The following is a 19,121-nucleotide window of genomic DNA, read 5'->3' as shown; positions in this document are numbered from 1 at the left end:
GATCTATTCTTTATATCAAACTCTAGTTAATTCAAGAATTAAGATGCAATAAGCACATTTTTGTATAAATATAATTTTAAGTTAATAGTTGCTTAATTAACACAACTTGAAGTTATTTATAGCTTATATATTTAACTTATGTCGTAAAACTATAGATAATTATTATGCAAAGGTATAGATTAAGTGGTTAAGTAAGTTAATTAATTCTAAAGTTGCATAATGTTGAATGATAACTTACTTACAAAGCAGTATAGATTGTTAACTTATAGTTTACCTTCGCTTCCATCTCTAAATAATCACCCTTTAAAGAACTATAATTAATACTATACTGCTTTAGTAACTAAACTTAGAGCATATTAGACATCGTTCTCCTATTAATTTCTTTTTGTTCATATAATTGCTTCTCTTACAACTTATCCTATCTCCAAGCTTAATTCCTATCTTATCTCATATTCTTTCTCTTCTAATCCCTTATCCTAAATTGGAGTTAATACTGCTATTTTTAACTGTTAGGTAGAACAGTATTAATTCTGAAATTACCTAATAATTCTGTAGTTGTAATCAACAATGCAAGTTTTCATAACAGTACTCATTTAAAAAAAAGTATGATAGAAAAAGAATAGACATATATTAGAGTATTTATCTCCTTATTCTTATGATTTAAATTCTATTGAAAAAAATAGTTTTAAGCTAAATCAAGAAAAATGAAATATTACTGTGATGTAGACACCATTTCCGAAAAGTAATAACATAACTGTTTTATACTGGTTTAGCTATGGTCATTTATAATGAGGTTTGAGCATAGAAAGAAGCGATAATAGATTAGACCTCTTTCGAAACTGGTTAAAGTAGTTCAAAATTATAAATGCAAGAGATCAAATTAAATCTAAGACCTAATCTTTTACGTCTATTTCGATATTTGTCAGCAATAATTTCGAACTACCTTAACCAGTTTCGAAAGAGGTCTATTCATAAAATTTACTAAATTGAGTAATTTGATTTCTAATCCACATCTTCATATTATCCCAAAACTTTTCTATCGGATTTAAATCTAGAGAATAAGGTAGCAGAAAAATAACTTTACAACCTACAGATTCTATTAACTATTTTATCACTTCTTTCTATGCTCAAACCTAATTGTAGATGACTATATAAGGAAGATGATTTATTAATTCATTAACAATCCTCCTTTTGCCTCTAATCTAATTAAGAAAAGGTTTTGGCTTATTAGCAATTGCTATTAACACAAGACTTCTGATTAGTTAAATCTCTACTACTAGTTAGATCAGAAAATATGCCTTAAAGTCAGTAATAATTTCTGTTACAGCATCTTTTTGGATAATTTTTTTAGATAAAATTTTTCAATTATAACTAATAATGCGATATTTTTGCATCTATTTTTAAAAATATGAAAAACTTTTTCAGAAATATTGCAGAATGTTATGCACTGATAAAAATTAAAATTATACTGTACGCTTGGTATTATCTGAGATCCAGGATTAGCAAATATTTAGCTAATAGAATCCATAGTGTGCAAATTGTTATATCTACTAACTTATTCTTCAGATTTGAATCTAATTGAGCATTACTTTGTTAAAGTTAAAAATAACATACGTAAAGTAGATCACTTATTCAACTACTTTTTTGATGTTGCTTTTTACACTTTGCAGTGTGTAACTACATTCCTAAATTAAGCTATATTTCTTAATTGATACTGAATTTAATATAATAGACATCTTTCGAAACTGGTTAAGGTAGTTCAAAATTATAAATGCCAGAGATCAAATTAAATCTAAGAGAGAATCTTTTACGTCTATTTCGATATTTGTCAGCAATAATTTTGAACCGTTTTAGCATGCCAATAACGTTTTCATTCACAACTCTTTCTCCTGCTAGCCTAAGATTATTCTTTTTATCATTTCTAGTTAAAGGATTTTTCTTGCTTTTTTTCTTTGGTAATTCAGAATTATTGTGAATTTTTTGTATACCTTGATATCCTGTATCAGTAATCTCTTTAACTTTAGGACGAATAAGAATTTTGGATTCCTTAAATAATCTAAAGTCATGTTTTTTACCGTTAGAAAAATCTGTACATATTACTTGGTTGGTTTTCTTGTCTACCACTATTTGAGTTTTTAGTGTATGCCTTTTCTTCTTTCCTGAATAATAGAATTTTTGTTTTTTTTAGGTCTTTCTATAGGACTCTCAGTAGCATCAATCAAGACTACTTCATAATTCATATCACTCTTCATTAAAGCTTTACGGCCTGGAAGAGCAAAGTTTGCGTGTTTAACTAGGGTGTCTTCTACCCATTTTACAGCTTTATATGCTGAACTTTCACTAATTCCATAGTTCTGACCTATATGGAAATAAGTACGGTATTCTCTAAGGTATTCTAACACCATCAGCAACTGTTCCTCCAAATTGAGCTTATTTTTACGTCCACCTTTTGATTTCTTAAGACCACCAGCTTTCCTCAAAATATCCACCATCTTTGAAAATGTCCTCTTCCTTACTCCTGTTAATCGACGAAATTTTTCATCCTTTAACTCTTTAATCTGATCTAATTTCATTATTACTTCAAATCAGATTTTTATAACACCATTCTACATCATTGTCTAGTTTCGAAAGAAGTCTATTATAACTAGAAAATGCTATTAGATCTCTAGAACTTAGAATATAACAGCTAAAGCTAATTTTATTCTAACAATACCTTGGTTAATATCAGGACAGTTATAGCCATACTTCCTAATATGCAGTAAGTAATGAATAAGATAAATCTTATTCGCTTTTAGTAAAAATTTTAACAACTTTGGTAATTTGAAGCTGTAATTATATAATTTATGTATAGAATATAACTTTGTAATTAGGTTGTTAAAGTATGTATCATAAAGGTCAGAATTAAGATTCTGACCAAAGCAATACCATTGGTGAAAAATGAAATATTTTTGTAACCTTATAAAAACTAGTGCTGCATAAATATAAAATACTTGCCTGATGCTTAAATATGCATCAATTTGAGGCTCTAAAGTTAAAAAAAATCTTGTGTAAATACTAGCTAGTGGCAATAATATTTGATTATTTAACTCTTCTAGTGAATCAAAAATTTTTCTTTCTACTACTAAATCAAATAACCGAACAAAGTCTAATAATATGATTTTTTGGTTATGATCATATATTTCATTAATATTATTCATGAATTTATTGCCAAGATATGACTTTTTATGCTTAGATATCTGTATTTGTTCGTAAAACCAACTAAGTTTTATTAATCCAGAAAAAGCAGTTTTACTATTAGCTATAATTGACAACAATTGTTTCTCAAATTCACTGAAAAGCAATAGTTGCATTTTAGCACTGTCATTTGATAAAGTATAAAGACAAAATTTTTTAACAAGGTCAATATCATTATCGTTCATAATAGCAATTGCCTAATTGGCAACAATAAATTTGCCTTAGCATATATTTGATACGATTATTCTTTAACTGTAGCAAGCTTTAAAATAACATTATATAAATTGCAGATAACAGCAAATAAAGTACTGGTAGCGAAGGAGGGACTTGAACCCCCGACCCGTAGATTATGATTCTACTGCTCTAACCATCTGAGCTACCTCGCCCTAAATAAGTCAGCATTTTGACTTAAAATTATCCTTAAATTATCCTTTTTTATTTAGAGCTACCCATCAAGCTTTACTTACTATAGGCTACTGCTCGTTTACATGATGAATAGTAAAAAACAAGCTTAATAAAATTATTAACGCTTAGAAAATTGCGTTTTTTTACGGGCTTTATGTCTACCATATTTTTTACGCTCAACAATACGCGAATCGCGAGTTAGCAATTTATGCTTCTTCAATACAGAATGCAGCTCTGGATTGAAGTTATTGAGAGCTCTAGATATGCCCAATTGTACTGCTCCAGCTTGCCCAGAAAGTCCACCGCCTTTTACTGTACATTTTACATCAAACTGTTGAGCAGCATCAGTAACAGTTAACGCACTTAATGCTATTTGAGAATGAGCTAAACGCTTAAAATAACTGGTTATTGGTATTTTATTAACAGTAGTAACACCTGTTCCTTGTTTTATCCAAACTCTTGCAACTGCGCATTTTCTACGGCCAGTTCCATAGCTATATCCCAACTTATCCTTTTTAGGTAATACTGGTTGTTTTACTATCTTAGGCTCAGTAGTTAAGCTAGCACTTAAATCTGATAAATGTACATCTTGAATTAGTGTGTCAGACATAAATTAAACTATATTTTGATTTCTAATATTTTTACTATTCTTGCCAGCAAAATCATATAATACTGGAGTTTGAGCTGCATGTGGGTGAGTTTGCCCTTTATAAACATATAAATTACTAAACTGCTTTCTTCCTAATTTATTAGAAGGCAGCATTCTTTTTACAGCAAGTTGTATTATTCGTTCAGGATAATTACTTTGGAGTATTTTTCCAGCAGTTGTAACTTTAATTCCACCTGGAAAGCCACTATGTCTATAGTAAAATTTACCGTTTTTAGCATTAGACTTATCACCAGTCAATTTTACCTGTTCTGCATTAATTATAATTACATTATTTCCGCAATCCATATGTGGTGTATAAGTAGGCTTATCTTTACCACGCAATACCACAGCTACCTTAGCAGCTAAGCGTCCTAAAACCAAATTTGTTGCATCTATTAAAATCCATTTTTTGCTAATTTCTGCAGGCTTAGCTGAATATGTTTTCACAGTATATAAATTTTAAATTAGAAATTTAACTATATTAATAGCATAAAATGCTCTATAATGCAACAAAATTAAAGGTTTTTTATTTACTTTATTTATATTTGTTATATATATGAATATTATTTTAAATATTTCATATTTCTGATGTTGCGTTACAAAGCTATTGTTGAGTATGATGGCACTAATTTTGTTGGATGGCAACGACAACAAAATGGATTATCAATACAGCAATTACTTGAAGATAAAATATCAACATTTACTAAACAAACTGTCAATCTTATTGCTGCTGGTCGCACTGATGCTGGTGTACATGCCTTAGGTCAAGTAGTACATTTTGACTTAATCGCTCCTAATAATAGCAAAGATCTTGCTTATATTAACAAAGAAACCGATTACAAAGAAGTAAGCAAGCAGAATAATACTGCTACAATTGACAGCTTAAAAATGCTTCCATGCCGCTATAATGCTTACAAGTTAATGTCAGCAGTTAATTATTTATTAAAACCTCACCGTATAATATTAACAAATTGCGAGATAACTACTTTACAATTTCATGCTAGATTTTCTGCTAAAGCTAGACATTATAAATATAGAATTATAAACCGCGCAGTTCCTTCAGTTATCGAACAAAATCGCACTTGGTGGATTAAGACTCCGCTAAATGTTATTGATATGATTGATGCATCTCAGCATCTGATTGGCAAGCATGATTTTACATCTTTTAGATCTTCTGCATGCCAAGCAAAATCCCCATTAAAAACTTTAACTAAAATTGAAGTAGATACTACTAATTATCCAGAAATACAAATTTATTTTTCAGCTCCATCATTTTTACACCACATGGTAAGAAATATAGTGGGTACATTAGTTTATATTGGTTTATGCAAAATATCTCCAGCTGCTATCAAAACAATCTTATTTGCAAAAAACAGAGCAATGGCTGGACCTACAGCACCATCTTCAGGTTTATATTTTGTTAAGGTAGATTACTAGTTTGCGTATTAAAGATGCTCTTGCGATCGGCAACAACTTACTATCACAGTATGAAATACCAAATTCTGCTTTTGAGTCTAGACTACTGCTAGCTCATATAATTGGTCAAAGCCAAGAATATATACTTTTTCATTCCGATCATTTGTTATTAAATAGCGACTACAATCAATTTTTAAAATTGATAAAATTACGCACTAAGTACTTACCTATCGCTTATTTGATAGGATATAAAGAATTTTACAGTCGGAATTTTATAGTTGATAAATCAGTATTAATTCCTAGACCAGATTCTGAAACTTTAATTGATGCAGTAGTCCAAGATTATAGCAAGATAGCTAACTATCAACCTTCAGCACCAATAAAAATCCTCGAATTGGGAGTTGGTAGTGGATGCTTAATTATTACTCTACTTCTTGAGCTAAGTAATGCTATTGGAGTTGGATCAGACATTTCAATATCAGCTTTAAATATTGCTAGTCGTAATTGCCAAAAATATAAATTGGAAAAGTCATTAAATTTAGTACAAAGTAACTGGTTCAGTGGATTAGATGTAGGCGAAAAATATGATATCATTATCGCAAATCCACCTTATGTATCTGATTCTGAATTAAGAATATTATCACGTGAAACATTGTTGCATGAGCCACATATAGCTTTATTTAGTAATAATAATGGGCTTCAGTCCTATCAAGAAATAGCTCCTATGATTCCTAGTTTTTTAAATTCAAATGGAAGGTTATACTTAGAGTGCAGTTATAATAAAGCAGAAATGGTATGTGCAATTTGCTTCAAAAATGGCTTAATACTTGAGAATAAATATTATGATTTTAATGGTTATTGCAGATGCTTAAAATTTAAATTGCAGTAATATACATGATATAATTAACGCTTATATCATTAGTTAAGCGCCATTGCTGCAATATAGGATTGTATGATAATCCTTGAATTTCTTTTAAAGTCATGTTATGTGAAAGTAAAATATTATTAATAGTAGATGGTTTCAAAAATTTATTAAAATCATGAGTACCTATTGGTAGATATCTTAACAAATATTCAGCTAAACCTATAGCAAAAACATAAGATTTCAAAGTTTTGTTAATAGTTGAGATGATAAGCATACCTCCAAGCTTTAAAATTTTACTTAAATATAAAATAAAACTCTGAATATTACTTACATGTTCAATTACTTCTAAACATAAAACTACGTCGTATTTTTCATTGCTAATTTTTACATACTCTTCAATCGAACTATGAATGTAATTAACTTGCACTCCTATTTTATTAGCATACATTTTTGCGACTACTATATTCTTACTGCTAGCATCAATACCTGTAACTGTAGCACCTAGTTTAGCCATTGGTATTGATGTTATTCCACCTCCGCAACCTATATCAGCAATTTTTAGCCCATGAAAAGGCTTTGTTATACTATCAATTAAATTATAATGCAATAGTATTTTTTGCTTAATAAATCTAATTCTAGCTGGATTCATTAAATGTAATTGCTTAAACTTTCCATTAGGATTCCACCACTCATTGGCTATAGTATTGAACTTTTCTATTTCATCTTGATCTATTGTTGAGTTATTACGCATAAGAATCTTTATTCGAAGTGGTATATGGAATATGCAGTTGAATCAATTATATTAAAGTAATATTAATTTAAAAAATACGGTAAATATTATATACTGACTTTGCAAAAAACTATAACAAAAGTTAAATAGCTACTTTATATGTCACATCCACTTCGACATTATTGGTATTTAGATTCTATAACAAATTCTATATTCATTAATCTTAAAGTAAAAGCAGGAGCTAAAATCAATAAAATTATAGGATTATATCATATAAATAACAAAAGCTTTTTATATATTAGCATTAATACAATACCTGAAAATAATAAAGCTAATCAAGCAATTATAAAATTTCTATCACAATGGCTTGAAATATGCAGATCAAATATCAAGATAGTTTATGGCTTGCACAGTAACTTAAAAGTTATATCAGTAATAAATACTAATGCCAACATTTCTAATCTTATTAGAAGTAAATTAAAAAGTATCCATCTATAGGTGAATAATATGAAACATTATATTAATTTTACATTTGAAAAAATTGATTAATAATCTCCTTCACCTGCTCTATACTTGTTATAGTACTAACTTTAGACCTAAATTCAGTTGCATTAGGCAGTCCTTTACTATACCATCCTAAATGCTTGCGCGCCATTTTCATACCAGCTTCAGTACCATAATAGCTTAGCATTGATTCATAATGATTTAAAATAATTTGTTTTTGCTCTATTAAGCTAGGTGATGGTAAATAATCTTGAAAAGCTAGATAGTGCGAAATTTGTGATAATAGCCATGGTTTACCATATGCTCCACGTCCAACCATAACTCCATCAGCTCCAGATGTTTGAAGGCAATCAATAGCATCATCAACACTAGTAATATCACCATTAGCTACCACAGGAATTTTAATACTTTCCTTGACTTTTCTAATAAATGTCCAATCAGATTTACCTGAATAAAACTGACATCTGGTACGCCCATGAACTGTAATCATTTGAATACCGCAATCTTCTGCTATTTTAGCTATTATGTGCGCATTACGGCAACTTTCGTCCCAGCCTGTACGCATCTTTAAAGTTACTGGAATAGAAACACTCTTAACGGTTTCAGCTAATATTTTAGCTGCCAATGACTCATCTCTCATTAATGCAGAACCAGCATATCCTCCTACTACTTTTTTAGCTGGACAACCAAAATTAATATCAATAATTTGTGCCCCCATATCTTGATTCATCTTAGCTGCATCAGCTATAACATCTGGCTCACAGCCAGCAAGCTGCACACAAGATCCAGTAATATCATTCTCGATAATAGCAGATTTCATCATAGATCTACGAGTTTCTTGAATCATAGCTCTACTAGCTACCATTTCTGAAACTACTAACCCAGCTCCAAATTGTTTAACTAGTTTACGAAACGGCAGATCAGTAACTCCAGACATTGGAGCCAAAATAACTGGAGCAGATAATTCAATATTACCAATTTTTATTGTCATAAATATTATCACCCAATTGTAAATTTTTAATTAAATTATAAATCAAAAGCAATAGTTAGATAATTTTAATTTGATGGTTTACTGATGCAGTATAAGCAGTAGCTAAAGCATCAGATTCATCTTTGCTAATGGCTTTTTTTATATGCATTAATAATTTCACCATTTGTTGAACTTGATGCTTTTCTGCTTTTCCAGCGCCAACAATTGCTTTCTTAATTTTATTAGGAGCATATTCGCTAAAATCAATATTATAACGACCTATTACTGACATTATAGCCCCTCTAGCTTGAATTAAAGTAACAGAAGAACTATAGTTTTTATTGACAAAAACCTCTTCCATTGCTATATGAAATGGATTAAAATTGGTGATTAATTTTTCTACCATTAAGCTAATTTGCCCTAGCTTTAGTACTAATGAATCTTTAGAAACAGTTTTTATTACTCCACTATCAATATAATTAACCATGCTATCTGATATACTGATTATCCCCCAACCAGTACTTACTAGTGATGGATCTATTCCTAAAATTATCACAACAATATTAACATCAAGTAAAAACAGCACATCATTTACATATGCTTTCTGTATATGTAAATGATGTACCTACGCTTAGAGAGCTTGCTGAACTTTATTAATTAAATAATTGCAACCTTACTGCTAGCTATGTTTAGTACACAAATCACTTTTGCTAGAACTTACTTTGATACAGTATTTTTGCAATCATTAGCTTCACTTCCAGATACAAACTTTAGTACTGCATGAGATTGAGTGATAATAATAATAGCAGAAACAGTAATCATAGCGGTACTCCAATTCACCTTTCCCATAAATGTTGATATTCCTAAGAAGATGATTGCAACCAAACAAATCGCTTTAGCTGTTTTCCCACTCATAATTCCTACTATATCACATAGTTTATTACCTATTACATCATTATTATCAGCAGAACCACTAGCGCTAACAATTATACTAGTAGATAGAAAGTATAAAAAACACAGCATTAATAATGGCCTTAAATAACAATTATGCTTAAAACTTAATAACTTCATAAGTTCTCTCCTAGATTATATTCAAATAAAGCAATAAATAACTTATTATATATCTTTTTTTGTAATTATGTGTTTTTTTTGTCGCATGCAGGCCTACCATCTTCCTTACCAGCAATAAAATCATACACCTTAGCAGATTGAGTGATAATAATAATAGCAGAAACAGTAATCATAGCGGTACTCCAATTCACCTTTCCCATAAATGTTGATATTCCTAAGAAGATGATTGCAACCAAACATATTGCTTTAGCTGTTTTCCCATTCAGAGTTCCTACTATATCACATAGCTTTTCACCTATTGGATCCTCCTTAGCGTCTGCGCCTTGAGTGGTAACAATACTACTAGAAAGAATAAGTATTAAAAACCATAGCATTAATAATGGCTTCAAATAACAATTATACTTAAAACTTAATAAATTCATAATTTTTTCTCTTAACATTACATTCCAATAAAGTAACAAATAACCTATTCATCTCTTTGTTAACTACTTGCTGCGTTGCATTGAGTACTACTATTAGTACTATCCTTAGCAATAAAATCATATACCTTAGCAGATTGAGTGATAATAATAATAGCAGAAACAGTAATCATAGCGGTACTCCAATTCACCTTTCCCATAAATGTTGATATTCCTAAGAAGATGATTGCAACCAAACATATTGCTTTTGTAGTTTTCCCATTTAGAGTATTTACTATACTACATAGCTTCTCACCTATTGGATCAGTAGAATCTTCTGCTTTAGCGCTAACAATACTACTAAACAACAGAAGCATTAAAAAAACTACCATTAATAATGGCCTTAAATAACAATTATGTTTAAAACTTAATAACTTCATAATTTTTCTCCTAAATTACATTACAAATAAAGTTATAAACCATATATTATATCTCTTGGTTATACTAAAACATACTTATAGTTATAACCTATAGTGATTTAGAATAAACTTCTGGATACTAATTAATCAAAAAAAATAACATTAATTTCTTGTTTAATCAATAAACTTATAATATTCGTTATTTCTGCCTTGCTTACAATTAACAAATGTATCTCTTTTGCTATATTTAATAATCAAGAAATTACGCTATTTTTTTATATTCTGAATAAATTTGCTTAACAGCAAAAATCCATACTATACATACCACAATAAAAATTAGCATTAAAACTGGAGAAAGCGAAATATAGCTTGCTGTTGGAAATAGTACAAATAAAAAAGACTGAATTAGTCCGCATGAAGATTTTCCAACTTTAGCACTAATTATATCAACAGCAGCTTTTCCTTTAGTTTTTAGCTCTTTATCAAGCGGAATATATAACATTTCCTTTGATGTATCCCATATTGAGTATTTAGCTCCTTTAGCAATAATATTTTGAATTGCGCCAGCCATTACAGCTATAGCAATAGGCTGAGCGGAACTTAGCATATTAACCCATAATAATATGTCTTTATCAAAGACTACAAAAATAAAAAATATTGTACCGGTAGTAATAATAATAATAGGAGTAATAATAGCAACTACAAACCAACTATAGTAGCGTAGTACACTATTGCCAATAATTGTTAAGAAAATTATTACTACTCCTGTCCATACAACACAAGAACCATTAAACTCAGCATATGTATTAGTAGTAGAGTATAAGTTTTTAATTTGAGCCTTCCAAATTCCTTCGACTAAATTCATACTAAATCCAAAAGAAGCAGTACAAATTAAAATAAGCCATAAATATCTTGATGAAATAATATACTTGAAGCTTTCACGTAAATTCATTTTTGGCCTCGCTTCTCTTTCATGCTGCATTTTATGCTGTAACTGCGTTTTTGGTATAGCATTATAACAAATAAATCGTACCAAAAAAATTGAGCATATAGAGCTAGCTGCCATTATAGCTATTGAAGACTGTACAAGTAATATGTTATTTGATACTCCTAAAAAATATCCCTGAAGTATAGAGTTGCTAGATGCTAGATGCATTACAATTAATCCTACCACTATCAAAGAAGAATTGCCAAATAATGAAAACAACATATAGAAACGTTTAGCTTCTTCAGTAGTGGTAACTTCATTAACTAATTGCCAAAATAATAAAGCATAGAATATATTAGGCCATAGTTCTGATAATACATAAAAAATTATGTAACTCCAATTAGCAGCAAGAGCTATATACCATTTAAAATGTGGATAAATTAACATTAATTCGTTAACTTTTTCAACTTTTAGGTGAAATATACTTGCTTTAGGATAAAACCAAAAAGCAAAACAAAGAAAAAATGATAAAAATGCTAATGTTAGATACCGGTATATTTTTTCATAATTTAGATTATTAACCATATATGCATATAGTATTACAAGCAATGCTGCTGTTGGTGTAACACAATATGCTTTTATAAAACTTGTAATTTCAGCACTTATTTCTGGTATTACAATGCTATCTTTAAGAATACGCAGAATATTTTGATTAAAAAGTATGAAAAACATTAAAAGAGATGTAGGAATAAATTTTTGCAGCTCATGGCGGTGCACAGGCCATAAATGAATAGCCAATCTAGAAAAAAAAAGCTTTATCTTGGAGATAGCCATACTTAAGATTTACTCCTACAGCTGATTTCAAACAAATGCTAATACCTTATATTTTTGCATTCTGAGAATGAGAACTGAATTGTAGTTAATTAAGATTAATTTATCTATAAATTTCTTATTTAAAAATCAAAATCAAGCTATCTTAAAATAAATATATAGACATCTGTATTTTGTATACAACGTTAACCAACATTTAGCTACTCTGAGGCAAAAGCTCAATTTCTTATTTTTAATAGCTATGCAAAACAATAAAATCATTGCCTTATAACCTACAATTTGATACAAGGCATATGGTAGATGATTATGAGAATAATCATTATAAGTACAGTTTAACATAGTGCGATATGAGGTTACATAGCTGACCAAGTACAAAACAGTTATGTTATATACTTTTCGAAAAGCGTGTTTACGTCACAGTGATATTTTATTTTCTCGATTTAGCTTGCAACAATTTTTTTCAATAATAGACCTCTTTCGAAACTGGTTAACGTAGTTCAAAATTATTGCTGATAAATATCGAAATAGACGTAAAAGATTCGGTCTTAGATTTAATTTGACCTCTGGCATTTATAATTTTGAACTACGTTAACCAGTTTCGAAAGAGGTCTAATATTTAAATCAGAAGAATAAGAAAGTAAATACTCTAATATATATCCATCTTCTTTTATCATAGTTTTTAAATGCTTGCTTTTATAAAAACTTGCATTGTCTATTACAATTACAGAATTATTAGGTAATTTAGGTATTAAGTCCTGTTCTATCCAACAGTGTAAAATAGCAGTATTAACATTGCAGTCAAAAATTGATACGGTTAGCAGATATTTGCGCATGAATGCTCGGATAACATTAATTCTCTTTGAAGGATGCAAATTATCAACTCCTTAACATTTCACACCTTTTTCTGTATATCTTAATGCTGAAAGGAAGTTATAGTCATTTGCAATGAAGTTTGAGCATAAAAAAGCAATAAAAAAGTCAATATTATTTATGGTGTTTTGAAGCATAATTCTCCTTTTAGTGCCAATGATTAAATCAAATTTTGATTGTTATTTTATTAAGTTAAATGTACAATAAGGTTCTTTGAAATTAGTCCATAAAATCTTAGCAAAGAGTCAAGTAAATAATTATATGAATACAAGAATTAAAAAGGTACTATTAGCTGTTACTATGTTATCACTTTATTCATTTCCATCTGTAGCATCAGATATAGAATGTTATGGTAGAAATTATTATTTAAAAATATCTATGGGAATAACTAAGCCTACAGGGCAGTTTAGTATCGAGAATTCTAGAGATATCTTAGGTAATGATTGGCGTACTAATCTTCAAATGATAAATGATGCTATTACTAATAGAAGTAGTACAATTTATGGAATGTCTCTTGGTATGCATTGTACTCAATCAATAAGATTAGAAGTAGGAGGGCAGTATATAAAGAATCTTCAATTTGGAGGTGATATTGAGGCAGTAGATCAAAACATTAAAGTTAGTAATCATAAGATAGGTTCTGATATAGAAGGCGGTATCTCTGGTATTGCCGGAATGATTAAGGTGTACTGGAATATAATTAGTGTATTTGATATAGTATCTGCTTTCGCTACTGGAGGTTTGAGTATGTATGGTCTTAATATGTCACATGAGCCAATGTCTGTTTTTCCTGGTTTTTTAGTTGGAGGAGGTGTATCACTTAATATAAGCCGTATACATTTTGGTATTGAGTGTAATTATACAAGCTTGAGTGTAAAAGAGAATTCAAAGATTGACTCGCAATCATTAGGTCAGATGAAGTTAAATAATTTGTATGGCTATAACATATTAGGCAGTGTATGGGTTGATTTCTAGGTTTGTTTATAAAAATGTAAATTTAGGAATTCAAAAAGCATCAAAACCATATGCTTATTGTGCTGATGGTTTCTATTCTTTGATGTATTAGCATCTGCCTATCTAATTTATACATCATAAGTAGGTAGTTATATGAATCATTAGATGAAAATTTTGTTTATCTGTTTATATATTAAAAAAGAGTGCAAAATATCTACATTTATTACAAAGCTTACTTTATGAGTTCTCAAAAGTAGTAAATTATATTCACAAAAGAGTTGTTATTCTTAGTAATTTAATTCTTAGTTAAGCAGTAATGTTATTGAATATTAAAGTTTTTTATACGATCTTCAATTTCATGCCTAAAATGCTTTATTAACCCTTGAATAGGCCAAGCTGCTGCATCACCTAATGCGCATATAGTATTTCCTTCTATTTGCTTAGTAACATCTAATAGCATGTCTATATCGCTTACTGATGCATTTCCTTTTACTAGTCTCATCATAATTCGCCACATCCAGCCTGTTCCTTCTCGGCATGGTGTACATTGGCCACATGATTCATGCATATAAAACTTACTTAGCCTAGCGATAGCATAAATGATATCAGTATTATTATCCATTACTATAATACCGCCTGTACCTAATCCTGAGCCTACTGATTTCAAGCTATCAAAATCCATTTCTACTGTATCGCAGATATTTTTAGGAATCAGTGGAACAGATGATCCACCTGGAATAATAGCTTTAAGATTATCCCATCCACCACGTACTCCTCCAGCATATTTTTCTATTAGATATTTAAGCGGAACTCCCATTGCTTCTTCAATATTACAAGGATTATTAACATGCCCTGAAATGCTAAAAATTTTAGTTCCTGTATTGTTTGGTTTGCCAATACTCGCAAACCAATTTGCACCTCTTCTGAGTATTGTTGGAACTACAGCTATAGATTCAACATTATTAATAGTAGTAGGACATCCATATAATCCAATATTAGCTGGAAATGGAGGTTTTAAACGCGGCATCCCTTTTTTCCCTTCTAAGCTTTCAAGCAGAGCTGTTTCCTCTCCACAAATATATGCTCCAGCTCCTCTATGCAGATAAAGATTAAAGTTAAAGTCTGTGCCGCATGAATTTAGCCCTATAAGCCTAGCATCATGTGCCTCTTGAATTGCATTTTGTAATATTAAAGCTTCATTATAATATTCACCTCGTATATATATATAACATGTTTGAGCTCCAATAGCATATGCTGCAAGTAAGCACCCTTCAATTAATTTATGAGGTTCATAACGAATTATATCCCTATCTTTACATGTACCTGGCTCTGATTCATCAGCATTAACAACTAGATAACTTGGCTTTTCAGAGTTTTTAGGCATAAAAGACCATTTTAAACCTGTAGGAAATCCAGCTCCACCTCGACCACGTAAGCCAGATTTTTTAATTTCTTCAATAATCCATTCTCTGCTATTTAATATCAAATCTTTCGTTGCATGCCAGTCACCGCGCTTTTTAGCGCTGGCAAGGTCAACTGCCATAGAACCAGATAAATTGGTAAAAATTTTATCCTCAATATTTAACATTTATAATTGCTCTTGAGTTATAAGTCAGTTTTATTATCAGGTTTTAGTTCAGATTTTTTTTGTAAATCTTTAGCATGCAGATTATTGATAATTTCTTTGATTTTATCATTAGTAAGATTTTCGTAATAATCATGATTAATTTGTACTACTGGAGCATTTCTACAAGCTCCAAGGCATTCAGTTTCGCTTACTGTAAATAATTTATCATGAGAAGTTTTGCCAGTTTCAATTTTTAATAGTTTTTTACAGAAATTCATTATGTCATCTGATCCTCTTAACCAGCATGGTGTAGTACAGCAAATTTGTATATGATATTTACCTATTGGCTGTAGATTAAACATAGTATAAAAACTTGCAATTTCATACACCTTGATATATGGCATCTTAAGTAAATTTGCAACATATTCAATACAACTATTAGAAAGCCAATTATTATTTTGATTTTGCGCTAGGTCTAATATTGCTAAAACTGCACTTGCTTCTTTCCCTGCTGGATAATTATTAATGATTTTTTTTGCTATCACTAATGTTTCATTGGAAAATGAAAATTCTTGTTTTGTAGCTGAATTCATCTGTCTATTTCTCCAAAAACTATATCAAGTGTTGCTATAATGGTTATGATATCAGATAGTGAATGTCCTCGAGCCATAAAATCTAATCCTTGCAGATGAGCAAAGCCTGGGGCTTTAATGCGACACCGATACGGCCGATTAGTACCATCAGAATATAAGTAAACGCCAAATTCTCCTTTAGGAGCTTCAACTGCCGCATATACTTCTCCTGCTGGAACATTATATCCTTCAGAGTAGAGTTTAAAATGATTAATAAGGGCTTCCATTGATTTTTTTATTTCTGATCTTTTAGGAGGCGAAATAGAGGGATCCTGAGTTTTAATTTCTCCTGCTGGCATTTTTTGAATGCATTGCTTAATTATTTTTATTGATTGATACATTTCTTCAATTCTAATCAAATATCTATCATAACAGTCACCATTTTTACCGATAGCTACATCAAAATCTAAATTAGCATATTGGTCATAAGGTTGTGATTTTCTTAAATCCCAAGCAACACCAGATCCTCTAAGCATTACTCCTGAAAACCCCCAATCCATAGCTTGCTGCTTCGACACAATACCAATATCTACTGTCCTTTGTTTCCAAATTCGATTATCGGTAAGCAAGGTTTCAAGATCTGCTATTTTACATGGAAATTGTTCGCAAAAATCTGCGATATTCTCAATTAAACCTTCAGGTAAATCTTGCGATACACCTCCAGGGCGAAAATAATTAGCATGTAACCTCGATCCTGAAACTCTTTCATAAAATTCCATGATTTTTTCTCGTTCTTCAAACATCCACAATAATGGAGTAGTAGCTCCAACATCAAGTGCTTGAGTAGCTATATTTAAGGTATGATTTAGTATTCTAGTTAACTCAGAAAACATAACTCTAATATATTGAGCTCTTAATGGCACTTCACACTTTAACAAATGCTCTATTGCTAAAGCAAAAGCATGTTCTTGACACATTGGAGAAACATAATCTAACCTATCAAAATAAGGTATTGCCTGCAAATATGTTTTATATTCAATTAACTTTTCAGTTCCACGATGCAAGAGACCAATATGTGGATCAGCCCTTTCAACTATTTCGCCATCCATTTCTAATATTAGCCGTAATACTCCATGTGTAGCAGGATGCTGTGGCCCAAGATTTAACTTGAATTTTTTAGAGTGTTTGGACCTTTTTTTTAATGCCATTATAATATCACTTAGTCTTGAATTGTTGATTTTGGCCCTTGCCAAGGAGAAGAAAAGTTAAAATTTCGATATTCCTGATCTAATTTTACAGGTTCATATACAACTTTTTCTAACTTATCATCATATTTTACTTGAGAATATCCACTAAGAGCAAAATCTTTTCTTAATGGGTGGCCAACAAATCCATAATCTGTTAATATACGCTTTAAATGTGGATGGTTAGCAAATTTAATTCCAAAGAGATCATATATTTCACGTTCATACCAGTTTGCATTACTAAACACTGGTGTTGCTGATTGAATTAGTTCATTGTCATTAAGATTAATCTTAACTATTAGTCTGATATTTTTTATTATACTAAGTAAATTATATACGATCTCAAATCTCTTATTACGATCTGGAAAATCTGCTGCAAAAATATCTGTTAGTATTGTAAATTTTAATTCTTTGTCATTTTTGAGTAATTTTAAAACCTCAATTAACTGTTCCTTATTGATTATTGCTTCAACGTGATTGGTAATATTAAACTTAGCGCTAATGCTAGATATAGCAAATTGACTTTCTACTAGCTCTTTTAGTTCTTTAAGGTGATGTAATTGCATAAACTACACTCTATCTTTTAAATTTGACTTGTTGAGTTCTATTGATTTTTTTTTGTAATTGTAAAATACCATAAAGTAATGCTTCTGGGGTAGGAGGACAACCAGGAACATAAATATCTACAGGTACAATTTTATCACAGCCTCTAACTACTGAATAAGAGTAATGGTAATATCCTCCTCCATTTGCACAGCTACCCATTGATATCACCCATTTTGGCTCAGTCATTTGATCATAAACTCTACGTAGTGCTGGCGCCATCTTATTAGTTAGTGTTCCAGCTACTATCATTACATCAGCTTGTCGTGGACTAGGTCTAAATAACATTCCATAACGATCCATGTCATATCGGCTACCTGCTGTTTGCATCATTTCTATAGCGCAGCAAGCTAACCCAAATGTCATAGGCCATAACGAGCGTGTTCTGGCCCAGCTAACTAAATTTTCTAGATTAGCTAAGATAAATCCTTGATTAGATAAATTTTGATTATAGATACTTGTTGTATCACTAAATGTATTTTCTGACATTTAACTCCTGAATTATTCCCATTCTAACGCACCTTTTTTCCATTCATAGATAAATCCGACTACTAATATCAGTAGGAAAAATATCATAGAATAAAAGCCAAACATTTTTGTTTCTTTTAAATTCACTGCCCAGGGTATCAAAAATGCTATTTCTAGATCAAAAATTATGAATAGCATAGAAATTAGGTAAAATCTAATATCAAACTTACTTCTAGCTTCACTAAAAGTATCAAATCCACATTCATAACTCTCTAGCTTACTCTTATTGTATTTTTTGCTAGCAAATATTTTTGGTAAAATTATAATAAAAAACGATAAAGCTAGCGCTATAGCAAAAAATATAACTATAGGAAGATATTCTAATGAAGTTAACAAATGCAGCATTGTATTTAATCTTATGTA

General features: G+C 30.2%; 23 protein-coding genes, 1 tRNA gene and 3 pseudogenes. 6 read left to right on the top strand and 21 right to left on the bottom strand.

Translation table 11 applies throughout. The annotated features are described in order from the left end of the window. Nucleotides 1-340: 340 nt before the first annotated feature. Nucleotides 341-480, top strand: a pseudogene (locus tag DK405_RS16315) (IS982 family transposase); the annotation flags it as partial. 363 nt (nucleotides 481-843) lie between these two features. On the opposite strand, the pseudogene DK405_RS10950 reads toward DK405_RS16315, so the two are convergent. The 7 genes and pseudogenes from DK405_RS10950 to rplM all read right to left on the bottom strand — a co-directional run. Then, nucleotides 844-939: pseudogene (locus DK405_RS10950) on the bottom strand (IS5/IS1182 family transposase); the annotation flags it as partial. A 26-nt stretch (nucleotides 940-965) separates the two neighbouring features. After that, complete coding sequence (locus DK405_RS10945; protein WP_410522061.1) at nucleotides 966-1,100, bottom strand: transposase; 135 nt, start codon at nucleotides 1,098-1,100, stop codon at nucleotides 966-968. A 649-nt stretch (nucleotides 1,101-1,749) separates the two neighbouring features. Next, a protein-coding gene (locus DK405_RS10940; RefSeq protein ID WP_109510715.1) for an IS5 family transposase occupies nucleotides 1,750-2,573 on the bottom strand; the annotation gives its coding sequence in 2 pieces (ribosomal slippage) (nucleotides 1,750-2,186 and nucleotides 2,186-2,573; 825 coding nt in all). Between the two features lie 99 nt (nucleotides 2,574-2,672). Then, complete coding sequence (locus DK405_RS10935; RefSeq protein WP_045912532.1) at nucleotides 2,673-3,419, bottom strand: hypothetical protein; 747 nt, start codon at nucleotides 3,417-3,419, stop codon at nucleotides 2,673-2,675. Nucleotides 3,420-3,543: 124 nt separating this feature from the next. Continuing rightward, nucleotides 3,544-3,620 (bottom strand) — tRNA-Met (locus DK405_RS10930). A gap of 137 nt (nucleotides 3,621-3,757) precedes the next feature. Next, nucleotides 3,758-4,249 (bottom strand): 30S ribosomal protein S9, encoded by a 492-nt coding sequence (gene rpsI / locus DK405_RS10925; RefSeq protein ID WP_045912533.1) that lies wholly within the window; start codon nucleotides 4,247-4,249, stop codon nucleotides 3,758-3,760. A gap of 3 nt (nucleotides 4,250-4,252) precedes the next feature. After that, nucleotides 4,253-4,735 carry a 50S ribosomal protein L13 gene (gene rplM, locus DK405_RS10920; RefSeq protein ID WP_012461514.1) on the bottom strand — a complete coding sequence of 161 codons (483 nt, stop codon included), beginning with the start codon at nucleotides 4,733-4,735 and terminating at the stop codon, nucleotides 4,253-4,255. A gap of 141 nt (nucleotides 4,736-4,876) precedes the next feature. Here rplM and truA point away from each other — a divergent pair, with 141 nt between their 5' ends. Both truA and prmC read left to right on the top strand, forming a co-directional pair. Further along, a complete protein-coding gene (gene truA / locus DK405_RS10915) occupies nucleotides 4,877-5,725 on the top strand; it encodes a tRNA pseudouridine(38-40) synthase TruA (protein ID WP_045912534.1) in 849 nt (282 codons plus the stop codon). Nucleotide 5,726: 1 nt separating this feature from the next. Beyond that, nucleotides 5,727-6,593: a peptide chain release factor N(5)-glutamine methyltransferase gene (prmC, locus tag DK405_RS10910; RefSeq protein ID WP_045912535.1), complete on the top strand. Its 867-nt coding sequence runs from the start codon at nucleotides 5,727-5,729 to the stop codon at nucleotides 6,591-6,593. Here the strand turns inward: prmC and ubiG are convergent. Next, nucleotides 6,580-7,320: a bifunctional 2-polyprenyl-6-hydroxyphenol methylase/3-demethylubiquinol 3-O-methyltransferase UbiG gene (gene ubiG, locus DK405_RS10905; RefSeq protein ID WP_045912536.1), complete on the bottom strand. Its 741-nt coding sequence runs from the start codon at nucleotides 7,318-7,320 to the stop codon at nucleotides 6,580-6,582. The genes prmC and ubiG overlap by 14 nt on opposite strands. A 138-nt stretch (nucleotides 7,321-7,458) precedes the next feature. Between ubiG and DK405_RS10900 the strand changes: the two genes are divergently transcribed. Continuing rightward, nucleotides 7,459-7,797: an A1G_07140 family DUF167 domain protein gene (locus DK405_RS10900; RefSeq protein ID WP_045912537.1), complete on the top strand. Its 339-nt coding sequence runs from the start codon at nucleotides 7,459-7,461 to the stop codon at nucleotides 7,795-7,797. A gap of 28 nt (nucleotides 7,798-7,825) precedes the next feature. Here the strand turns inward: DK405_RS10900 and dusB are convergent, their stop codons facing one another. The 6 genes from dusB to DK405_RS10870 form a co-directional block, all read right to left on the bottom strand. Further along, a complete protein-coding gene (gene dusB, locus DK405_RS10895) occupies nucleotides 7,826-8,794 on the bottom strand; it encodes a tRNA dihydrouridine synthase DusB (protein WP_045912538.1) in 969 nt (322 codons plus the stop codon). Nucleotides 8,795-8,849: 55 nt separating this feature from the next. Further along, nucleotides 8,850-9,359, bottom strand: coding sequence for a crossover junction endodeoxyribonuclease RuvC (gene ruvC / locus DK405_RS10890; protein ID WP_231967813.1), 510 nt, complete (start codon nucleotides 9,357-9,359; stop codon nucleotides 8,850-8,852). Nucleotides 9,360-9,490: 131 nt separating this feature from the next. Then, the gene (locus DK405_RS10885) at nucleotides 9,491-9,844 is read right to left on the bottom strand and encodes a TrbC/VirB2 family type IV secretion system protein (RefSeq protein ID WP_045912539.1); all 354 of its coding nucleotides are present in this window, start codon (nucleotides 9,842-9,844) and stop codon (nucleotides 9,491-9,493) included. A gap of 65 nt (nucleotides 9,845-9,909) precedes the next feature. Beyond that, nucleotides 9,910-10,266 carry a TrbC/VirB2 family type IV secretion system protein gene (locus tag DK405_RS10880; protein ID WP_080946454.1) on the bottom strand — a complete coding sequence of 119 codons (357 nt, stop codon included), beginning with the start codon at nucleotides 10,264-10,266 and terminating at the stop codon, nucleotides 9,910-9,912. 59 nt (nucleotides 10,267-10,325) lie between these two features. Then, the gene (locus tag DK405_RS10875; RefSeq protein ID WP_052691699.1) at nucleotides 10,326-10,682 is read right to left on the bottom strand and encodes a TrbC/VirB2 family type IV secretion system protein; all 357 of its coding nucleotides are present in this window, start codon (nucleotides 10,680-10,682) and stop codon (nucleotides 10,326-10,328) included. A 241-nt stretch (nucleotides 10,683-10,923) separates the two neighbouring features. After that, nucleotides 10,924-12,423, bottom strand: coding sequence for an Npt1/Npt2 family nucleotide transporter (locus DK405_RS10870; protein WP_045912540.1), 1,500 nt, complete (start codon nucleotides 12,421-12,423; stop codon nucleotides 10,924-10,926). A gap of 493 nt (nucleotides 12,424-12,916) precedes the next feature. Here DK405_RS10870 and DK405_RS10865 point away from each other — a divergent pair. Then, nucleotides 12,917-13,012: pseudogene (locus tag DK405_RS10865) on the top strand (IS5/IS1182 family transposase); the annotation flags it as partial. Here the strand turns inward: DK405_RS10865 and DK405_RS10860 are convergent. Continuing rightward, entirely contained in the window at nucleotides 12,972-13,292 is a 321-nt protein-coding gene (locus DK405_RS10860) for a transposase (RefSeq protein WP_045912541.1), read from the bottom strand. The pseudogene DK405_RS10865 and the gene DK405_RS10860 sit on opposite strands and share 41 nt — an antisense overlap. A 298-nt stretch (nucleotides 13,293-13,590) precedes the next feature. Between DK405_RS10860 and DK405_RS10855 the strand changes: the two genes are divergently transcribed. Next, nucleotides 13,591-14,265 (top strand): hypothetical protein, encoded by a 675-nt coding sequence (locus DK405_RS10855; RefSeq protein ID WP_231967811.1) that lies wholly within the window; start codon nucleotides 13,591-13,593, stop codon nucleotides 14,263-14,265. A 298-nt stretch (nucleotides 14,266-14,563) separates the two neighbouring features. On the opposite strand, the gene nuoF is transcribed toward DK405_RS10855, so the two are convergent. Genes nuoF through ndhC form a run of 6 tightly spaced genes read right to left on the bottom strand, consistent with a single transcriptional unit; the run spans nucleotide 14,564 to nucleotide 19,103 of the window. Beyond that, complete coding sequence (gene nuoF / locus DK405_RS10850) at nucleotides 14,564-15,832, bottom strand: NADH-quinone oxidoreductase subunit NuoF (protein WP_045912543.1); 1,269 nt, start codon at nucleotides 15,830-15,832, stop codon at nucleotides 14,564-14,566. Between the two features lie 17 nt (nucleotides 15,833-15,849). Next, complete coding sequence (gene nuoE, locus DK405_RS10845; protein ID WP_045912544.1) at nucleotides 15,850-16,404, bottom strand: NADH-quinone oxidoreductase subunit NuoE; 555 nt, start codon at nucleotides 16,402-16,404, stop codon at nucleotides 15,850-15,852. After that, nucleotides 16,401-17,591 carry an NADH dehydrogenase (quinone) subunit D gene (gene nuoD, locus DK405_RS10840; protein WP_045912545.1) on the bottom strand — a complete coding sequence of 397 codons (1,191 nt, stop codon included), beginning with the start codon at nucleotides 17,589-17,591 and terminating at the stop codon, nucleotides 16,401-16,403. The genes nuoE and nuoD overlap by 4 nt, the downstream gene beginning before the upstream one ends. 11 nt (nucleotides 17,592-17,602) lie before the next feature. Next, a complete protein-coding gene (locus DK405_RS10835; RefSeq protein WP_045912546.1) occupies nucleotides 17,603-18,193 on the bottom strand; it encodes an NADH-quinone oxidoreductase subunit C in 591 nt (196 codons plus the stop codon). A gap of 10 nt (nucleotides 18,194-18,203) precedes the next feature. After that, nucleotides 18,204-18,719 (bottom strand): NuoB/complex I 20 kDa subunit family protein, encoded by a 516-nt coding sequence (locus DK405_RS10830; protein WP_011944977.1) that lies wholly within the window; start codon nucleotides 18,717-18,719, stop codon nucleotides 18,204-18,206. Between the two features lie 12 nt (nucleotides 18,720-18,731). Then, nucleotides 18,732-19,103 (bottom strand): NADH-quinone oxidoreductase subunit A, encoded by a 372-nt coding sequence (gene ndhC, locus DK405_RS10825; RefSeq protein ID WP_045912547.1) that lies wholly within the window; start codon nucleotides 19,101-19,103, stop codon nucleotides 18,732-18,734. Between the last annotated feature and the right edge of the window lie 18 nt (nucleotides 19,104-19,121).

The organism is Orientia tsutsugamushi (genome assembly GCF_900327275.1).
Lineage (GTDB): Bacteria > Pseudomonadota > Alphaproteobacteria > Rickettsiales > Rickettsiaceae > Orientia > Orientia tsutsugamushi.
This window is presented reverse-complemented; position numbering and strand designations above follow the sequence as displayed.

Bases quoted from the DNA above. Each gene is read 5' to 3' on its own strand.
- DK405_RS10830 (WP_011944977.1), bottom strand. From the start codon at position 18,719: ATGTCAGAAAATACATTTAGTGATACAACAAGTATCTATAATCAAAAT.
- rpsI (WP_045912533.1), bottom strand. From the start codon at position 4,249: ATGTCTGACACACTAATTCAAGATGTACATTTATCAGATTTAAGTGCT.
- DK405_RS10855 (WP_231967811.1), top strand. From the start codon at position 13,591: ATGTTATCACTTTATTCATTTCCATCTGTAGCATCAGATATAGAATGT.
- truA (WP_045912534.1), top strand. From the start codon at position 4,877: ATGTTGCGTTACAAAGCTATTGTTGAGTATGATGGCACTAATTTTGTT.
- DK405_RS10880 (WP_080946454.1), bottom strand. From the start codon at position 10,266: ATGAATTTATTAAGTTTTAAGTATAATTGTTATTTGAAGCCATTATTA.
- DK405_RS10935 (WP_045912532.1), bottom strand. From the start codon at position 3,419: ATGAACGATAATGATATTGACCTTGTTAAAAAATTTTGTCTTTATACT.
- nuoF (WP_045912543.1), bottom strand. From the start codon at position 15,832: ATGTTAAATATTGAGGATAAAATTTTTACCAATTTATCTGGTTCTATG.
- DK405_RS10875 (WP_052691699.1), bottom strand. From the start codon at position 10,682: ATGAAGTTATTAAGTTTTAAACATAATTGTTATTTAAGGCCATTATTA.
- ubiG (WP_045912536.1), bottom strand. From the start codon at position 7,320: ATGCGTAATAACTCAACAATAGATCAAGATGAAATAGAAAAGTTCAAT.
- DK405_RS10900 (WP_045912537.1), top strand. From the start codon at position 7,459: ATGTCACATCCACTTCGACATTATTGGTATTTAGATTCTATAACAAAT.
- DK405_RS10870 (WP_045912540.1), bottom strand. From the start codon at position 12,423: ATGGCTATCTCCAAGATAAAGCTTTTTTTTTCTAGATTGGCTATTCAT.
- dusB (WP_045912538.1), bottom strand. From the start codon at position 8,794: ATGACAATAAAAATTGGTAATATTGAATTATCTGCTCCAGTTATTTTG.
- ndhC (WP_045912547.1), bottom strand. From the start codon at position 19,103: ATGCTGCATTTGTTAACTTCATTAGAATATCTTCCTATAGTTATATTT.
- nuoD (WP_045912545.1), bottom strand. From the start codon at position 17,591: ATGGCATTAAAAAAAAGGTCCAAACACTCTAAAAAATTCAAGTTAAAT.
- DK405_RS10885 (WP_045912539.1), bottom strand. From the start codon at position 9,844: ATGAAGTTATTAAGTTTTAAGCATAATTGTTATTTAAGGCCATTATTA.
- nuoE (WP_045912544.1), bottom strand. From the start codon at position 16,404: ATGAATTCAGCTACAAAACAAGAATTTTCATTTTCCAATGAAACATTA.
- DK405_RS10835 (WP_045912546.1), bottom strand. From the start codon at position 18,193: ATGCAATTACATCACCTTAAAGAACTAAAAGAGCTAGTAGAAAGTCAA.